Annotated in this window: 22 protein-coding genes; 2 read left to right on the plus strand and 20 right to left on the minus strand. The window is 40.1% G+C overall.

Translation table 11 applies throughout. The annotated features are described in order from the left end of the window. Positions 1-4: 4 nt before the first annotated feature. From der to LIT25_17275, 4 genes are all read right to left on the minus strand, one after another. On the minus strand, positions 5-1,315 hold the full coding sequence (gene der / locus LIT25_17260) for a ribosome biogenesis GTPase Der (protein ID USK32340.1): 1,311 nt from the start codon (positions 1,313-1,315) through the stop codon (positions 5-7). A 163-nt stretch (positions 1,316-1,478) separates the two neighbouring features. Then, entirely contained in the window at positions 1,479-1,670 is a 192-nt protein-coding gene (locus LIT25_17265) for a hypothetical protein (GenBank protein USK32341.1), read from the minus strand. Beyond that, positions 1,667-2,563, minus strand: a complete 897-nt coding sequence (locus LIT25_17270; protein USK32342.1) for a YIEGIA family protein — start codon at positions 2,561-2,563, stop codon at positions 1,667-1,669. The genes LIT25_17265 and LIT25_17270 overlap by 4 nt, the downstream gene beginning before the upstream one ends. 1 nt (position 2,564) lies before the next feature. After that, positions 2,565-3,158, minus strand: a complete 594-nt coding sequence (locus LIT25_17275; GenBank protein ID USK32343.1) for a hypothetical protein — start codon at positions 3,156-3,158, stop codon at positions 2,565-2,567. A 180-nt stretch (positions 3,159-3,338) separates the two neighbouring features. On the opposite strand from LIT25_17275, the gene LIT25_17280 reads away from it, so the two are divergent. Next, the gene (locus tag LIT25_17280) at positions 3,339-3,470 is read left to right on the plus strand and encodes a YpzI family protein (GenBank protein USK32344.1); all 132 of its coding nucleotides are present in this window, start codon (positions 3,339-3,341) and stop codon (positions 3,468-3,470) included. Between the two features lie 106 nt (positions 3,471-3,576). On the opposite strand, the gene fni is transcribed toward LIT25_17280, so the two are convergent. From fni to prsW, 10 genes are all read right to left on the minus strand, one after another. Beyond that, entirely contained in the window at positions 3,577-4,638 is a 1,062-nt protein-coding gene (gene fni / locus LIT25_17285; GenBank protein USK32345.1) for a type 2 isopentenyl-diphosphate Delta-isomerase, read from the minus strand. 12 nt (positions 4,639-4,650) lie between these two features. Continuing rightward, on the minus strand, positions 4,651-5,796 hold the full coding sequence (gene rpsA, locus LIT25_17290; GenBank protein USK32346.1) for a 30S ribosomal protein S1: 1,146 nt from the start codon (positions 5,794-5,796) through the stop codon (positions 4,651-4,653). Positions 5,797-5,925: 129 nt separating this feature from the next. Then, entirely contained in the window at positions 5,926-6,510 is a 585-nt protein-coding gene (locus tag LIT25_17295) for a 1-acyl-sn-glycerol-3-phosphate acyltransferase (protein ID USK36319.1), read from the minus strand. 5 nt (positions 6,511-6,515) lie between these two features. Beyond that, complete coding sequence (cmk, locus tag LIT25_17300; protein ID USK32347.1) at positions 6,516-7,187, minus strand: (d)CMP kinase; 672 nt, start codon at positions 7,185-7,187, stop codon at positions 6,516-6,518. 86 nt (positions 7,188-7,273) lie between these two features. Next, a complete protein-coding gene (locus LIT25_17305; GenBank protein USK32348.1) occupies positions 7,274-7,468 on the minus strand; it encodes a YpfB family protein in 195 nt (64 codons plus the stop codon). Positions 7,469-7,718: 250 nt separating this feature from the next. Continuing rightward, a complete protein-coding gene (locus LIT25_17310; GenBank protein ID USK32349.1) occupies positions 7,719-7,964 on the minus strand; it encodes a flagellar brake domain-containing protein in 246 nt (81 codons plus the stop codon). Beyond that, complete coding sequence (locus tag LIT25_17315; protein ID USK32350.1) at positions 7,958-8,116, minus strand: hypothetical protein; 159 nt, start codon at positions 8,114-8,116, stop codon at positions 7,958-7,960. The genes LIT25_17310 and LIT25_17315 overlap by 7 nt, the downstream gene beginning before the upstream one ends. Before the next feature lie 147 nt (positions 8,117-8,263). Next, complete coding sequence (gene ypeB / locus LIT25_17320; GenBank protein USK32351.1) at positions 8,264-9,607, minus strand: germination protein YpeB; 1,344 nt, start codon at positions 9,605-9,607, stop codon at positions 8,264-8,266. 12 nt (positions 9,608-9,619) lie between these two features. After that, positions 9,620-10,507, minus strand: a complete 888-nt coding sequence (sleB, locus tag LIT25_17325) for a spore cortex-lytic enzyme (protein USK36320.1) — start codon at positions 10,505-10,507, stop codon at positions 9,620-9,622. A 193-nt stretch (positions 10,508-10,700) separates the two neighbouring features. Beyond that, positions 10,701-11,354 carry an intramembrane metalloprotease PrsW gene (gene prsW, locus LIT25_17330; protein ID USK32352.1) on the minus strand — a complete coding sequence of 218 codons (654 nt, stop codon included), beginning with the start codon at positions 11,352-11,354 and terminating at the stop codon, positions 10,701-10,703. Between the two features lie 116 nt (positions 11,355-11,470). Between prsW and LIT25_17335 the strand changes: the two genes are divergently transcribed. Continuing rightward, positions 11,471-12,439 (plus strand): asparaginase, encoded by a 969-nt coding sequence (locus tag LIT25_17335; protein USK32353.1) that lies wholly within the window; start codon positions 11,471-11,473, stop codon positions 12,437-12,439. Positions 12,440-12,863: 424 nt separating this feature from the next. Here LIT25_17335 and LIT25_17340 read toward each other — a convergent pair whose 3' ends face one another. From LIT25_17340 to LIT25_17365, 6 genes are all read right to left on the minus strand, one after another. Continuing rightward, positions 12,864-13,028: a transposase gene (locus LIT25_17340; GenBank protein ID USK32354.1), complete on the minus strand. Its 165-nt coding sequence runs from the start codon at positions 13,026-13,028 to the stop codon at positions 12,864-12,866. A 165-nt stretch (positions 13,029-13,193) separates the two neighbouring features. Then, positions 13,194-13,382: a helix-turn-helix domain containing protein gene (locus tag LIT25_17345; GenBank protein USK32355.1), complete on the minus strand. Its 189-nt coding sequence runs from the start codon at positions 13,380-13,382 to the stop codon at positions 13,194-13,196. A gap of 196 nt (positions 13,383-13,578) precedes the next feature. Then, a complete protein-coding gene (locus tag LIT25_17350; GenBank protein USK32356.1) occupies positions 13,579-14,547 on the minus strand; it encodes a YpdA family putative bacillithiol disulfide reductase in 969 nt (322 codons plus the stop codon). A gap of 95 nt (positions 14,548-14,642) precedes the next feature. Continuing rightward, positions 14,643-15,914, minus strand: a complete 1,272-nt coding sequence (locus LIT25_17355; GenBank protein ID USK32357.1) for a Glu/Leu/Phe/Val dehydrogenase — start codon at positions 15,912-15,914, stop codon at positions 14,643-14,645. Between the two features lie 331 nt (positions 15,915-16,245). Beyond that, positions 16,246-16,842 (minus strand): genetic competence negative regulator, encoded by a 597-nt coding sequence (locus LIT25_17360; GenBank protein USK32358.1) that lies wholly within the window; start codon positions 16,840-16,842, stop codon positions 16,246-16,248. Between the two features lie 131 nt (positions 16,843-16,973). Next, the gene (locus LIT25_17365; protein USK32359.1) at positions 16,974-17,894 is read right to left on the minus strand and encodes a MerR family transcriptional regulator; all 921 of its coding nucleotides are present in this window, start codon (positions 17,892-17,894) and stop codon (positions 16,974-16,976) included. Positions 17,895-17,996: the final 102 nt, after the last annotated feature.

Here is a 17,996-nt window from a genome sequence, read left to right on the forward strand (position 1 = left end):
CCTATTATTTTCTGGCTCTTGCGAAAATCTTAATTGGCGTGCCTTCAAAACCAAATGCATCGCGGATTCTGTTTTGCAGGAATCGCTCATATGAAAAATGCATTAATTCTGGTTCGTTAACAAAAATAGCAAATGCCGGCGGCTTAACAGCAACCTGTGTAGCATAATAAATTTTCAATCTCTTGCCTTTATCAGTAGGAGTAGGATTCATCGCTACAGCATCCATGATGACATCATTCAGGACGCTTGTTTCAACACGCAGAGAGTGATTTTCACTGGCCATAATGATTTTTGGCAGCAATGTATGGATACGTCGGGTCGTTTTTGCAGACAGGAAAACGATTGGAGCATAGTCCAGGAATAAGAAATGCTCTCTAATGTTCGTTTCGAAATCTTTCATTGTTTTTTCATCTTTTTCAACTGCATCCCATTTATTCACGACAATCACGACTGCACGACCTGCTTCATGTGCGTAGCCTGCAATTTTTTTATCCTGCTCGATAATGCCTTCTTCCCCGTCAATGACAACTAGTACGACATCTGAACGATCAATGGCTTTCAGGGCACGGAGAACACTGTATTTTTCAGTGGACTCGTATACTTTTCCCTTTTTTCTCATGCCGGCAGTATCAATAATAACGAAATCCTGTCCTTCATACCGGTAGCTTGTATCAACTGCGTCCCTTGTTGTACCTGCAATGTTGCTCACGATTACGCGGTCCTCTCCAAGGAGTGCATTCACAAGCGAGGATTTACCGACGTTTGGCCGTCCGATTAAACTGAACTTGATTGTTTCTTCATCATAATCTTCCGTCACAATATTTTTGAAATGCTCTGCAACTGCATCAAGCAAATCTCCAAGTCCCAGACCATGTGATCCTGAAATTGGGAATGGCTCTCCAAATCCAAGCGCATAGAAATCATAGATGCTGGCTCTCATTTCAGGGTTGTCCACTTTGTTTACAGCAAGGACAACCGGCTTTTTGCTGCGGTAGAGAATTTTTGCCACTTCTTCATCTGCAGCGGTCACACCTTCTCGTCCATTTGTCAGAAAAATAATAACATCCGCTTCATCAATCGCAATTTCAGCCTGCTGACGAATTTGAGCTAAAAACGGCTCATCTCCAATATCAATTCCACCTGTATCAATCACGTTGAATTGATAGTTCAGCCATTCTCCTGAACTGTAAATTCTGTCTCTTGTTACTCCTGGTATATCTTCGACGATTGACACACGCTCGCCAACGATTCGATTAAAAATCGTCGATTTCCCGACATTCGGGCGGCCGACGATTGCAATTACCGGTTTAGCCATAGCAATCTTTCCTTTCAACTTGCAGTTTATGTATTTTAATGCGGGCAACATATAAGTTCATATCTTACATTATAAGCTTTCCCTTTTCATGAAAGAAACCCTTCTCTATTTTCGGGAAGGGCTTAACTTTTATATATTAGCAGAGTTTAGCATGTTGTACAACTCAATGCTTTACAATAATGTACAGATCTTCACCAATTCCGTGAGCTATTCCATCTAAAATCGCTTCTAGATTTTTTGCGTAAAAATCCATTTCTTCTTTTGTTTTGACTACAAAGACGGCTGTCCCGCCTGTTACTTTCTCAGGGCTTGTCGTTACCGCTGCCAGAATATATTTTTCGAGTGATGTGTTCACTTTTCAGACCTGCCTTTTTTATTCGCCTTGGATTCACTTGGCATTCTAATCGCATTTTCAAGCGTAGGAACTTCCCCTATAACCGTTTTAGCAAGCTCAATGTCCCCTCCTTGCGGAAGGACAAATACACCTACTCTTCCATCATCCAAATCACGTTTAGCAAGCGGAACCAAGGATGGCTCACCAGAATCGCGGTGCACACCAAGAGCTGTTGACACATCGTGCAGAATCGCCTGTCTTTGGCCAAGATTTGCAATGGTCGTTCTTGCATTGTAATTTTTCGGAGTCAAAATAAATCCCATGCCATATTTCATTACAGCTTCCTGCTTTGCAGGTATCCCAATATTCATTATATAAATGTTATCAATATATAAACCTGCGCCTTCAAAATGGGGTTCTTTATATTCAATATGGACGATATCCTTCATTTTGCTGCCGGCCATTAGTTTTTTAGAAATGATCAGACATATTACACCTGCTGCAAGGGCTGCCCAAATGTTAAAAACTAAATACGCAAAGGTAGTCGTTAAAGAAGTAAAAATCACAAGGTAATTTCTGCTTTCAAAGGCAACGGCAATTCCCTCAATGTAGGTTTTCCCTCTGGGAACAAGCTCATATCCGTCCAGCTCCGACAGAGTATTCCGTTCCATGTTTCTGACTTCTCTGAATTGCGAAGCAGCAAGCGAGAGAAAGGTAATCGCAGTAAATTCTTCTTCCATTATTGCTGGGATGGCAATTGTGCCAAGACCGGCTGCAATAAACCCCAAAGCAACATGAATTATTTTACCATGCAGATAGGTAGGGTACTGCCTGTAATCTGTTCTTAGCATATACAGTCTTGAAATAACCCCAAAAGCAACACCGAATAAAATCGGATAAGTATACTCATTCATATTAAACCTGTTTCCCCCTTGCTGATTTTTGAGCCTGCTGATTAAATGACGCCATAATTTGTTCTAAATAAGTCCACGCACATACGATGAAATATCCAATCGCAGCCATATTCAAGTAATCAGCTGTTCCGATTGTTAATCCATTATGAAATTTGCTCAGGATCACCCAGAACAATAACTCCCCTTGGCTCATGGAGAGGACAAGCAGCCCTATACGTTCGGGCATACTTTTCCCCAGATAAATCGTCAATATACTGATAACACCAATAATGACAAAGTAACGATCGACTATAAACCATACTGGATCAAAAATTTCGAATAAATGTATGCCTGCATAGGCACTAGTTAACGTCATCACAGAAAAAAAGTGATAAACCTTCCGCTTGCATCCCGAAGCCAAATAATACCCGATGCACAAAACCAGGATAAAAGAAATTCTAACCGAAAAAGAAGAAACCTCTATAAACATTTCTCCAGATGCTATGCACACTAAAATAACCGCTGATATCATTGTTCGCCTTATGGATTTTTGCAGGAAAAAAGCAGCGACAATCCAAGCTCCCCACAAAATCCAATAATAAAAGACATTTTCCACCATTCTCACTCCTATTCTTACCATTATGGGTTGATTCTTTGATCTTTAATCCACTTATTGATTGAAAAGGGCTGTTTATATCGAGAATTTTTTCATGGATGATATCATGCTCTATCTCAAAATTGAATTCATGGAGAATGGATGCTTGAGTCATACTAAAGGAATAAAAGGAGGGATATAATGGGACGTGACCGTCAGGAAAAAAAGCTGAAAGCAAGCAAAAGAGTTGAATCTGACCGAGATCAATCACTTAATTACAAAGGAGCCACTTCTTTAGAGAGCCCTGAAGAATCAAGAGCCCGAAACAAATAGGAAAGCGGAGTAGTCCGTTTTTCTCGAAACAAACCCAATAGGCGACTAATAAAAAAGCGTCTTTTTTTCAAAACAAAATCCGCACCCTATAATAGGATGCGGATTCTTATTTTTCTATAATTCGATTGCTGAAGAATTTTGTATCAATGTTTCGCTCATTTAATCTATGATGAGTCAAACCGGATATAATGACAGGTGCATTTTGAAGATGACTGATGCTTACGGCTCCGAGTGCTGTCATGATCATTCTCAAATCATCCTGAACGGTTTTAATTTCTGAAACAAGAGCATCATATCCGTCTTCAATTAATATTTTCAGAAAGAATCCTGCCATCCCTGCGCTGGATGCGCCGAGGGAAATTGCTTTTGCTATATCCATCGCGTTCTGTATGCCTCCGGAACCGAGAATGGAGATGCCTTTAACAGACGATTTGAGCTCGGCAATTGAAACAGCGGTTGGAATTCCCCAGTCATTGAAATAAGATAACAGTCTGCTTCTTCTTTCGTTTTCAATTTTTGCAAAGTTCGTTCCGCCGAAGCCTCCGACGTCTATAGCTGTCACGCCGGCATCTCTCAGCTTTTCGGCCGCTTCACGGTTCATTCCGAATCCGACTTCTTTTACGATAACCGGAACCTCTGACGCTTCTGCAATGGCAGAAATTCTTTTTAAAGCACCGCTGAAATCCCTGTCTCCTTCAGGCATAACTAATTCCTGAACAACATTTAAATGAATTTGAATGGCATTTGCTTCTATCATATCAATGGCCATTTTTGCCTGATCCGGCGTTGCTTCGCTTCCAAGGTTTGCAAAAAGCAAGCCCTGTTGATTAACCTTCCGTACGACTTCATAAGAAGGCCTTTCTGAAGCATCGCGGATAGCAGACATTTGCGAGCCGACAGCAAGCGGTATTTTACACTCAGCAGCAGCGGAAGACAAAGCTTCATTAATTTTGACGGTTTCTGTTCCGCCTCCGCCTGTCATTGCATTGATAAAAATTGGCGAACTTAGAACAAGTTCGCCAATTTCAGCGTGCAGATCAATGTGATGAACCGCAGTATCAGGCAAGCTCTGGTGCAGAAACATGACATCATCAAATCCGTTTTCTCTCAGCTGCCCTGTTTTTAATGCATGTTGAATATGGTCGATCTTACGCTTAGCTCTGCTCACAGTCATCACCGTTTATTTCAATTTATTTAATTTATCGCCAATCATTTCGCCTAATTGAAAACCTGAAGACTCTTCTTTAGCCTGATAATTGCGGTAATCCTCTTCATCGGCTTTAGATGGACCTTCTAATTCTCTAATACTCAGGGAAATTCGCTGTTCGTTTTCATTTACATCCAATACCTTCACTTTTACTTCTTCATTCTCTGAAAGCACTTCTTGAGGTGTGCCGATGTGCTTATTCGAGATTTGAGAAATGTGAACAAGACCTTCTACACCAGGCAGAATTTCCACAAATGCACCGAAAGAAACTAAACGTTTCACTGTGCCGTCCAAAACATCGCCGGCTTTTACTTTATCAGCAATGGTTTCCCAAGGTCCAGGAAGGGTTTCTTTAATAGATAGTGAGATTCTTTCGTTATCGCGGTCAATCGATAACACTTTCACTTGAACTTTTTGTCCTTCTTCTACAACTTCAGACGGTTTATCGACGTGATTATGTGACAGCTGTGAAATGTGAACCAGCCCGTCAATGCCGCCGATATCAACAAAAGCCCCGAAATCAGTCAGACGCTGAACCGTTCCCTCAAGCACTTCGCCTGCTTTAATCATATCTAATCTTTGCTGTTTCTTTTCGCCGTGTTCTTTTTCAACTACAGCGCGGTGGGATAAGATGACACGATTTTTCTCACGGTCAATCTCAACAACCATCAGTGACAGCGTTTTTCCTTTATAGTCAGAAAAATCTTCAACAAAGTGAGACTCCACTAACGATGCAGGAATGAATCCTCTTACACCAAGGTCAACCACGAGGCCTCCCTTAACAACATCCTTGACTTCCGCATCAAACACTTCTTTTGATTCGAATTTAGTCTGCAGCTGATCCCAGGCAAGATCTGCGTCAATTGCTCTTTTAGAAAGGATTAATGCTTCATCCTCGACTTTTGTCACTTTTAACTGCAATTCTTCATTTTCACTTACAACATCAGAAGCTTTTTCAACGTGCAGACTGGAGAGTTCACTTATAGGAATAATACCGATATGTTTCACGTTGTCAATTTCAACAATTACCTGTTTGTCTTCCACCTTAGTAACGATCCCTTTCAGAATGTCACCAACTTCCGGTGTTTTTACTTCTACATTATTCATGTCTTCAACCATTCCAATTACCTCCTTGGTCACAACCTACGACTTAGTTGGATATGTATGAAATCACTTTTTAGAATAAAGTGAAAATACTCTTTTTACTAACTTCTAATAAATGTTACATTTTGTCAAGTAGTAAGACTCTTAAGAGCGATGTTTTTCGAGAAGTTCTGCAATTTTTGACATAATCAGCTCAGTTGCCTCTTCAGCCGTTGCTTTTCTTTCTCTTAAAGGATCAAGATTGATAGGTTCACCGAAGAAAACTTTTACTTTTTGAAAAGGCTTATAAGTGCCGATGACCGCACAGGGAACTACTAAAGCATTAGATCTGAGGGCAAAAAAACCTGCTCCAGCAAGACCTTTTCCAAGCTTCCCGTCTTTGCTTCTGGTGCCTTCCGGAAATAACCCCAAAACGCCTCCGTCTTTCAGCACATTTAAACCATTTCTTAAAGCTTCTCGGTCACTCATGCCTCTTTTAACAGGGAAGGATCCCACTTTTCTGACTATACCCCCTAGGACAGGGACTTGAAACAATTCTTCTTTCGCCATAAAATGCACTTGCCTTGGAGCTGATATCCCAACTGTAGGAGGATCTAAATTATCAATATGATTCGAACATAAAAGGATCGCGCCTTCTTTAGGAAAATGCTCTTTCCCTTTTACCTCGATCCGGTAAAGCGGAAAGAACACAGATGCTACAACACCTCTGGCAAATTGATAAAAGTTCATTTTCATCAAAGCCTCTCTTTGACAATTTTTTTGATTTCTTCCACAACACCTGTAATAGACAGTGACGTTGTATCAATTTCAACAGCATCATCTGCTTTTTTAAGAGGAGCAATGACTCGTTCCGAATCCAATTTGTCCCTTCTTGCAATATCAAGCTTCAGCTGCTCTAAATCTGATTCAAAGCCTTTTGATAGATTTTCATCATGACGTCTTTTCGCACGTTCAAGTACAGATGCTCTTAAGAATATCTTCACTTCTGCATCAGGCAGAACATGAGTGCCGATATCTCTTCCGTCCATGACCACTCTGCCGCCGCTTGCCATTTCTTTTTGTCTTTTGACCATTTCTTCTCTGACAGAAGCATGCTTTGCTACTATTGAAACAGAATTTGTGACTTCATGCGTCCGAATTACTCCTGTGACATTTTCCCTATTTACATAAACAAGCTGTCCTTTTTCGCTTGGAATTAGGTCTATTTTTATATTAGACAGGATTTCTTTCAATAGTTCTTCGTTTTCTAACTCCGCATTCTCCTGAATCGCTTTATAAGTAAGAGCTCTGTACATTGCTCCCGTGTCGATATAAACATATGAATAGTCTTCTGCTAAGATTTTTGCAACTGTGCTTTTGCCTGCTGCTGCAGGTCCATCAATTGCAATAGATAAATTTCGTTCCATAGGTCCTCCTTGATAGTTTCCTAGATACGTATTCAGGAATCTTCATGCTGCACATGTTAAAAATAAGAAATAAAAATAATGCAGGTCTATTCATCCTGCATAGTTGACTGTTTAAAGGTTTCAAGCCATTCGCTGATTGTCAGCTTATTCACACCTTCATATTGTACCACACGCGAGATGTGGGGCTGCAGATTTGCATTCGTCAGCGCAGCTTGTGCACAAATTAAAAGAATCAATTGAATGATCACAATCTTGATCACAATCCGTTCAAATCGCATCATACCTGTATCCATCTCCACTTTTTATATCTAGTATGATGCAATTAGAATCTTCTTATTCGGCTTAAACTCCCTTTTTCTTTAAAAGCAGCTGCTGGTCAAATTCCGCTTTTTATGATCCTGATCATTTTCGCTTTGATTTTTGCATATTCTGTTGTTCCTTTTTGAAAAGGCAAAGAAAGCCGAGAATGGACCTCTTCATTTTGATTGATCGAGATATGAGGCGGCAGGCTGACTGCAGCACCGCCGGCACTTAAATCATCGTTGTCGTCACAAACGGCTTAAACATGCCATTTACTGAATGCAGGGCAATATCAATAGCTGTCTCAATCCTGACGTACTCTCTTCTTTGTATTCTTTTCATTTCATGTGCTGCCGGCATTTTAAAGGCGAGCATCGGTATTTTATCTTTGTATCTGCCCAGGACTTCTGTAGGAAAATGATAGGCATTTTGATCATTTCCGACGAAGGAGGCATCTAAATGTGTTCCGTTCAGCAAAAAAATGGTTTTCCTGTCTTTTCATTAAATGGATAATCGGTATATAATACCCGGTCCAAAAGATCGACTACTCGGCATTTTAATTTCACAGACTGATCATCTTCTGCTTCTAAAAATAAACGATCCCCAATATTCAGCACATGATCACACACTCTCTATTTCTCTCTACTCTAATATTAAATCATGGAATAAAAAAAAGGAAAAGTCTATTTCATCTTTTCCTTTTTTTATTTAGGTTCTTTTCGTTAGATTCATTTTTTTTGAAAAATTGGCTTTTTCATTTTCACACTTTTTTCTTACTAAATTTCCTGATAGATTGGCTCAGAGTTGTCAAGCTTTTCAACTTTTTCTTCCGTTCCATCATTGGCATTTACAAAGATTCTGTAAGTATCATTTTCCATTGTTCCTAAAAACTCATAAGTAAGAACTTCTTCACCAAGATCATTTGTAATGATAGCCAGTCTGTCTTCCTGCACCATTAAATTCGGATTGACAAAGCTTCTTGCTTCTTCTGTACTTATTTTCGCCTGCGGTATTTCACGTTTTCGGTGTGATGCCAGATAGTCTCTTGCAGAATAGCCGATTACTTTTCCATCATCAAGAGCCACTTTCATTCTGATTGCATCAGGATAAAGCCTTACATTTTTATAGACTGACACAAATGAGAAAATGCCTATGTTTTCAAACTGAGCACTTTCGTATAAAATCAAATCCTCAAACCCCTGATCTTTTAAAAATTTTGCTGCATTATTGGAGGCATCATTTAAACTGATCTTAGGGTCTTTTACTTCTCTGTTCTGAAGCAGCCAAATTGGATAGCCGCCTTTTTTTGTAATATCGATATAGATCTCAGATTTCTTTTTCGGATCGTTTACAGTAACACTGTAAAACTCAAGCGATGAACCTTTTCCATTAGGCGTTACTTTCATGTTTCCGGTTGCGCCCGGAACAAACTTTTCTACTATCTTCGGAACTTCTTTTTCGGTAATAACTTGGCCTTTTAAATGGTCAAAGCCTTCTTCCTTCTTTTTTACTGAAGTCAAGGAAGGATCAAAATCTGTTTCTGAATAGGCATTGACATTTTTCTCAACAGTTTTGAATCCATTAATAATGGTGTTATCATCTTTTACATCGCCGGCAGCAAGAGCAAGCTCAACATCCATCCATCTGAGATTATTATCGATAACCATATGCTGTACATTGCGCAATTCTTTTTGTATATCTTCAGATTTGGTATAAAGCTCCTTTAATTTCGCATATTCCTGATCTGATAAAGGCTCTTTATCCAGGTCGCGCACGGCTGTGCGGTAGCTGAAATCAGATATACTCGCTAAAAACTCTTCTGTTTTATTAAAAGGGAGCAGAGTCAGCGGCAGCTGCCCAACATCAGAATGAGCTTCTGAAGTAATTCTCCAAACTTCAACTAGTCCTGGTGACAGCGATTTTTTTGAATTCATAGCAAGAGTGGCGCCAATCTTATCGTGCAGCTGATCAACTTGGTATGTCAAATCATGGAATGCACGCTGATAGTTATTCTCAGCATGAATCAACACTGCATTTTTCTCTTGATGCTCTTTGTAGCCCCAATAAGCCGTTCCAACGACTCCAATTGTTAAAACAGCAATCAAAATTCCTCTGATCATTACATTCACCTCTTAGTTGCAGAATATGTGCTTCCCTATCTGTTTAATTTGAGGACGTCCCCAAATCCAGCCGCTTGTTGCAGTATTGGGATTAAAATAATAAACCGCATTTTCTGTTGGATCCCAGCCATTGATGGCATCCATGACCGCTTTTTTAGCTGTTTCATTCGGAGTCAGCCAAATTTGCCCATCTGCTACAGCTGTAAAGGCTCTTGGCTCGAAAATAACACCAGATACTGTATCAGGGAATGTTGGGCTGTCCACCCGGTTTAAAATAACGGCCGCGACTGCAACCTGACCGATATATGGTTCCCCGCGCGATTCACCATAGACAGCATTCGCCATGAGCTGAATATCATTTTGCGAAAAACCCTCAGGCATATTTACAGCGGTTGTTTTAGCTTTTGGCTGTGCTTTAGCTTTCGGCTGTGCCTTCTGTTTTGGCTGCTTTTGCTGTGCCTGCTGCTTTGGCTGTGTCTGTTTTGCCTGCCCCGCTTGCGACTTGCCTGCACCTTTCTTGCCGTAAGAAGCTCTCATTTTAGCCTTGAATTCTTTAGATGGCGCGCTCTGTCTACTTAACGGAACACCGCCATAATGAGTAAAGTCCTTTCCAGAGTTTAGCTGTTTATGGACAAAATCCCGATAATATTTTGTAGTCTGGGTGAGTTTTTGTTTTGTTGACTCTCCAACAAGTCCGTCTATTTCCTTTAGTCCAAATTCATATTGAAAGTTGCGTACCGCCCAATAAGTGCTCCATCCATATACTCCATCAATTGAACCGTTATAATATCCGTTGTACTGCAATCTTGCCTGCAGTTCCACAACATCATCGCCAACAGCGCCTTTTTGAATGACTTGATTCGAAAACGCATGGGCTTCATTTTGATTTAAGATAGTCATTTGAAAAAAGAGGGCAATAATTAGTGCACCTGCCGTCATCCAAATGATACGATTTTTCTGCATGCTGCTGCCTCCTCATGATTAATGGTTTTCCTTACAACGTATTTTTTGTAGTAAATGGCATTTTATACAACCTGATTAAGAAGTTCTCTCCATAAAAAATAAGCAACCCTTTAAAAGGATTGCTTTTTGCTTAAACGGGATGCTTTAACATTCTTGCTTTTTTTGCTTTGCGCAGAGCAAACCACCATAAGAAAAACATAAAAGGCACCATATAAAACCGCCAAAGTTCGTGTGAAACCAGGATGTAATCATACAATCCGTGCAAAAGAACCGGCAGCAAGAAAGACAGTAAAATCCATTTCTTTTTTTCGGAAATAAGGGAAAACTTTCCTTTCCCGAGATAATACCCCATAATGACACCAAACAGTGCATGACTTGAAACGGGCAATAACGCTCTTCCAATTGCGAATTCAAGGCCATTTCCGATCAAATACAGAATATTTTCCAGGGTGGCAAATCCAAGAGAAGATGCCACTCCGTAAACGATGCCGTCATAATGCTCATCAAAATGGACATGCGGATATATTGTAACAAATAAAATAAACCATTTAAAAAACTCTTCCAGAAGCCCGCTGGAGATAAAAGCAAGCATCAGCCTTGAGTCAATGACATTTTCTGCTTCAAGAACATATTGAATAAACATAATAGGAAAAACGAGCAATGCCCCAAAAACAAATGACCGGAAAACCATATAGAACGGCTCTGAATCATACTGGTCTTTTAAATAAAAATAGCTTAATATGGCTAAACCAGGGGCTATGCCGGCAGATATAATTGCAATCATCCACAGGCCTTCTTTCTTCTAAAATCTTCTATTTATTCATGGTATCATGTTATCATAGAATTGAAAATGAATCAGATCCAAACAGAGAAAAAGATTTCAAATATTCGGAGGAACTTATGAAACATATATTTGTCATTCACACAGGCGGAACGATTTCTATGAGTGAGGATGAAACAACAGGGGAAGTCAAACAGGGAGAGTCAAATCCCCTGCTCCAAAACTTACTGAAATTCAATGATATCGTAATTACGGCAAAGGAATTATTTTACCTGCCTTCGCCGCATATTACCCCAAAAGAAATGCTTGAATTAAAAGAAACAATTGAAAAAGTCTGCCAAAAAGATAAAATTGACGGGATCGTGATCACTCATGGTACAGACACTCTTGAGGAAACGGCTTATTTCCTCGACTTAACCTTAAATGTTAATATCCCCGTCGTCATTACAGGTGCTATGAGATCAAGCAATGAACTTGGTTCAGACGGCTTATACAATCTAGTATCCTCCATTCAAGTTGCTGCAAGCAAAGAAGCAGCAGAAATGGGGGTGCTTGTTGTCATGAACGATGAGGTTCACTCGGCAAAAAATGCTACGAAAACCCATACAAGCAATGTAGCGACGTTTCAAAGTCCGCAATACGGCCCAATTGGCATTGTAAATAAAAGAGGCGTTGCCTTTCATCATAAACCTGTCAGCCTAACGTCACTTGCCGTTAACTCACTAACGAAACAAGTCCTGCTTTTAAAAGCATATGCAGGCATGGACGAAACAATATTAAAAGCCATTGAAGAATTAAAACTCGACGGATTGGTCATTGAAGCTCTCGGACAAGGCAACCTTCCACCCAAGATGATGACTTCCTTAAAAAAGTTAATGAGCTTAGGCGTAAAAATTGTGATCGTATCCAGATGCTTCAACGGAATCGTACAGGACGTCTATGCCTATGAAGGTGGAGGAAAAACACTCAAAGACGCCGGCATTATTTTCAGCAACGGCCTAAACGGCCAAAAAGCGAGATTAAAACTGATGATCGCCCTTGAAACAACACAGGATGCAGGAGAATTGCAGGAGATTTTTTCATTTTAAAACAGAAAAGCGGAACCGCAAGTCGCCGCTCTCCCTTCCGTGCGGGAACTCCTGCTTATTAACGTTTGAGGGAAAAAACTGCAGAATATAGAGATGAAAATGGGTACTAAATTGCACAGCAATTTGTATCCATTTTTTATTATTGTTTACGTCTTGATGTTTTGAAGTAGAGGGGGGTTACCGGTTTTATGGATTCACCTTACCCAAAAAATATGACTGTTTTAGGGTACTAACTGCACTCTATGTGTATCCAGAACCTTTGAGTAATCCTGCTACTTTTTTATAAGGCTTACAGTTGTTTTTGATTTATTCTCAAATAAATATAAAATCGCCAGGATAGATAAATGAAGTGACCCCAAAAAGTTAACTACGTGGGATGCCAGCGAGGCTGAGTAATGCTTTTAGTGGAAAAGCAGACCTTAGTTCAAATACTACTTGCGCTTTGTCTTGTTTTGAGATTTTCCTTGTTTTGAACTAAGGCATTCAACTTTTTTAAGTATGCATTCTCCATACGTAAACGCTCTAATTCTGCTTGTAGTGCTTCGACTGATCCTTCAACGTGAGTTGATTTTTTCGGTTCCTTCTTCATGGTTGCACGCCCCTTTTTCTTTGACTTGAAGGCGTCCATTCCTTGTGTTTCGAACTGTATTCTCCATTTTCGGATCATGGCAGGAGAAGTTATGTTAAAAATCACAGCTGTTTCATTAGGGGACGTCCCATAATTATTCTGATAATTAAGTACGTCCAGTTTAAACTATGCCGAGTAACTTGTATAGGATTTCTTAAACAGCATTTCTACACCATGAATTTCGTATTGCTTTACCCAATTCTTTACCACACTGCTAGATGTGCCAATTGACGACGCAATCGAAGCATAACCCTCCACACCTTTTAAATAACGTTGAATGGCTGCTAATTTATCATCTTCAGTAAATTTAGCCATAAAAAAATGCACCCCTCACTGTTAGAATCTGTCTAACAATAGGGGTGCAGTTCAAAAATCGGGCGTTTTACTAGTGCTGTTCACTTAGCCAAAGACCAAATGGCCTGATCGTTTACTTACCAAAAGCCTTGAGAAAAACAATTTTCTCTTCAAAGACAGAAGGCATTACCAACAAAGTTAATGCCTTACTTCTTCTTTAGTTTAATTTTTCTGCAATGTCTTCAGCGAGAAGGCCGCCATGGAAGCGCCCGTTTTCAATGAAGATTTCATTTGCGTTGTTTCCAGCCGCAATGACGCCGGCAATGTAGATGCCCTTTGCGTTTGTTTCCATTGTCTTCTCGGAAAAAGCGGGTCTGCCGGAAGCTTCGTCAATGGCCACACCCATTTTGGTTAAAAATGAATGGTCCGGATGATATCCGGTCATGGCAAACACAAAATCATTTTTTATCGTTTTTTCTTCTTTGCAGTTCACTTCATAGGTAACAGCTTCTTCTGTTATGCGCTTTAAAGTGGAGTTGAATTCCATTTTAATTGTGCCGTTTTTGACAAGGGCCTCAAATTCCGGCAGGATCCATGGTTTTACACTAGGGGAATAGGTTCCTCCCCTGTAAACGACAGTAACACGTGCGCCTGCATGAACAAGCTCGAGCGCTGCATCCACACTTGAATTTTTTCCGCCTACTACAACTACATCTTTATCGAAATAAGGATGGCCTTCTTTAAAATAGTGGAAGACTTTTGGAAGGTCTTCCCCTTCAATGTGCATGTAGTTTGGATGATCGTAATAGCCGGTTGCGGCCACGATAAATTCAGTTCGGTACTCAGCTTTGGACGTCTTGACAATAAAACCTGATCTTTCTCTCAAAACTTCATTTACTTTCTCAAAAGCATTGATTCTTAAGCCAGTCCTCTTCACCACTTCTCTGTAATAAGCAAGCGCCTGAATACGGAATGGCTTCCTGTTTTCAGTAATAAAAGGAATTTTGCCAATTTCAAGTTTTTCACTTGTGCTGAAAAACGTCTGATGAGTCGGGTAGTTATAAATGGAATTTACGATGTTTCCTTTTTCTATAATTAGAGGGTTAATCCCTTTCTCTTTTAAAGCAATGGCTGCAGCTAGCCCGCAAGGACCACCGCCGATAATAATGACAGTCTCTGACTTCAAAGCGTTCACTCCTGAATAAAACTAAAATCGTCCTAAGAAAAAAATCTCCTATCAGTTATGATAGGAGATTTCTTGAATTCATGCAAATATTTGATTTAGATCCAGCCTCTGAAGCGGGATGCTTCTGCCATTTTGCGGACCCCGACCATGTATGCTGCGAGTCGCATATCTACACGGCGTGTTTGCGCTGCTTCATAAATATTATTGAATGATTTAATCATTACTTTTTCAAGCTTTTCATTGACTTCTTCTTCTGACCAATAATAGCCCTGGTTGTTCTGTACCCATTCAAAATAAGAAACTGTTACGCCACCTGCACTTGCCAGTACATCCGGTACAAGCAGAATGCCGCGGTCAGTCAGAATCTGGGTTGCTTCAAGCGTAGTCGGACCATTAGCGGCCTCTACCACGATGCTTGCGCGGATTAAGTGTGCATTCTCTTCTGTGATTTGATTTTCAATCGCAGCAGGTACTAAAATATCACAATCAAGCTCAAGCAGTTCTTTATTTGTAATCGTATCATTAAATAATTTTGTTACCGTTCCGAAGCTGTCGCGGCGGTCAAGCAAGTAGTCAATATCAAGGCCTTCAGGATCATGCAGACCTCCATAAGCATCTGAGATACCAATGATTTTCGCACCAGCATCATGCATGAATTTTGCTAAATAGCTTCCTGCATTCCCAAATCCCTGTACAACAACACGGGCGCCTTTAAGCTCAATCCCTTTTTTCTTGGCAGCTTCATAAATACAAATTGTTACACCCTTTGCAGTTGCTGATTCACGTCCATGTGAACCTCCAAGCACAAGAGGCTTTCCTGTAATGAATCCAGGAGAATTAAATTCATCTATTCTGCTGTACTCATCCATCATCCAAGCCATAATTTGAGAATTCGTGAATACATCCGGAGCAGGAATATCTTTAGTCGGTCCTACTATCTGACTGATTGCTCTTACGTATCCGCGGCTCAGGCGTTCTAATTCACGGAATGACATATCACGAGGATCACATATGATACCGCCTTTTCCTCCGCCGTAAGGCAGATCAACAATACCGCATTTTAAACTCATCCATATTGACAGCGCTTTAACTTCAGTTTCGGTAACACCCGGATGGAAACGTATTCCGCCCTTAGTAGGTCCTACTGCATCATTATGCTGGGCGCGGTAGCCAGTAAAAATTTTGACTGAACCGTCATCCATCCTTACAGGTATTTTTACCGTCATCATTCTAAGCGGTTCTTTTAATAATTCATAAACTTCTTCAGGATATCCTAGTTTCTCTAGGGCTTTATGTATCACCGTTTGTGTTGATTTCAACACATCATGCTTTTCTCGTTTATGATCGGTGCTTTTTTCGGCTACCATTCGAGTAAACCTCCTACTGTCTTTTCAATTGTGTGGAAATGTCCACCTTTCATGACATAGTATACACCTTCAAATGTGTTCTGCAAAGTAGAAAAAGCAGAAATAAAGCAAAAACAAACCCATTTTTGTAAGCGATTGCAATGAAGTGGTTCTAATGGATGAAATTGGATGAAATTCGCTGTTTGAAGTTAGAAAATAGAGAATATTTTTAACCATTTGAGGACTTAATTTTTATCCTCATCAACCCATTTTAAGCGCTTGTTCAAAGTACAGGGCAAATCTGAAATTCAATTAACAAAACCCGCAGTCATCTATCCTGCGGGCAGCATGGCTATTTTGTATTACTCCAATAGTAATGATGAAGTTTTTCAACTGCACCATCAGGCAATAAGCACTTTCCATATTCATGCAGATAATGAATCGAGATCATGGAAGGATTTCCATATTCAGCAATGATTGAGACTAAGGAATCCACTTCGATTGGCTGATGCTCATCTAGCATGAAGTAAAATCTGTTTTGATGGGAGTATACGGCTCCTTCTTTTATTCCTTGCGAGAAAAGTGCATTTGATAACTGGATAATGTCTTCAAATTCATTGAATTCAAAAATAATATCATAGCTTTGATCAAGCTTCACCTGCATCTCGATGTAATCATCTGCATAATCTTCGTCAATCTCTTCTTCCTCATGGTTTTTGGTCACGATAATGACCATGCCCTGAGCTTGAAGAGAGTATACTTCAACAGCAATTGGCCCGCTTGCTTCGAAACCAAGCTCTTCACTTGCTTCATCCATCATTTCTCTAAAAAGCTGATGCACTTTCAATGAATCTTTCCATAAGTCTTCCTTCGTAAGTCCTCTGTCCATTAGATCGTCTATTGTTAAGAATATTTTTATCTTGTTATAGTTCAATCGCTCTAGCCGCATCCCTTACCCTCCTGCCGTCAGAACGCCCTTTTCCTTATCATATGAAATGTAGATGGGATGGTTCGTTGATTTTTAACAAGTTTACACTCTCTTAACCCATTAAGACAAGCAAAAGATTTTGAAGGGCTCTTTTACACAGATAAGCGTTCTTTAAGCCAATTGTCCCACTGGTTTTTCGTATCCCCGACGAATAATGATTCATAATTTTTCAGGTGCTCTCTCGGAGTTTTATTAAATCCGCTGCCTCCAAGGCCAATAATTAAATTCCTGTATTTTTGGGACAGCCCCTCAACCGTTTCAACCGTTTTTACAACGTTCTCCTGGAGGGTACAGGAGTAAAATAAAAACTTCGGATTTACTTCCTCAAGGATAATATCAATGTCCCCATCGGCAATGCTCGTCCCAAGATAAATGACTTCAAATCCTTTTCTTCTTAAATACAGCGTGAATATCAGAAGTCCAAGCTCATGCCATTCCCCTGGTCCGCAAACGGAAACTACTTTCGGGAGCAGTCCGTTCACAGGAAGGGTGTGAAGGATAATCCCGATTCTCGAGCGGAGAAATGAGGAGGCAAAATGCTCATGTGCCGAAGTAATTTTGCCATTTTCCCACATGTCTCCAATTTTCACGAGAAGCGTTCCTAATATATCAATGAGAACCTTGTCAATTGAAAAGAGACTGAAAGCCTTATTTAATAGTTCGTGAGCTTGATTTTCATCAAAAGAAAGCAAGGCAATAAGCAGCTCTTCCGTTAAATCCAGAGCATGGTCGGGGCTGTCAGAACTTGCTGAAACTGCTATTGGCTCTTCTGAAGACAAGTCGCTGTTATCAAGCAAATTGACTGCCTGGCTGATTGTAAAGCCTTTATTTACTTTAGTGATCAGCCACTTTAAAATCCTAATATGTGCTTCTGTATATAAACGGTGACCTGAATCATTCCGAACCGGTGCAATCATATTATAGCGTCTTTCCCAAGCTCTTAATGTTCCTGGTTGGATTCCAAGCATTTTGGAAACTGCCTTAATGTTGTATTTGCCTTCATGATTAGACATATCTAATCCTCCAATAACAAAAATCACTGTATTCAAAGTATATAGGATTAAACAGCGTGTGTAAACTTTGTACAACAAATGAATAATCCCGCTGTTTGCAGC

The organism is Bacillus sp. F19, assembly GCA_023823795.1.
Taxonomy (GTDB): Bacteria; Bacillota; Bacilli; order Bacillales; family Bacillaceae; genus Bacillus_P.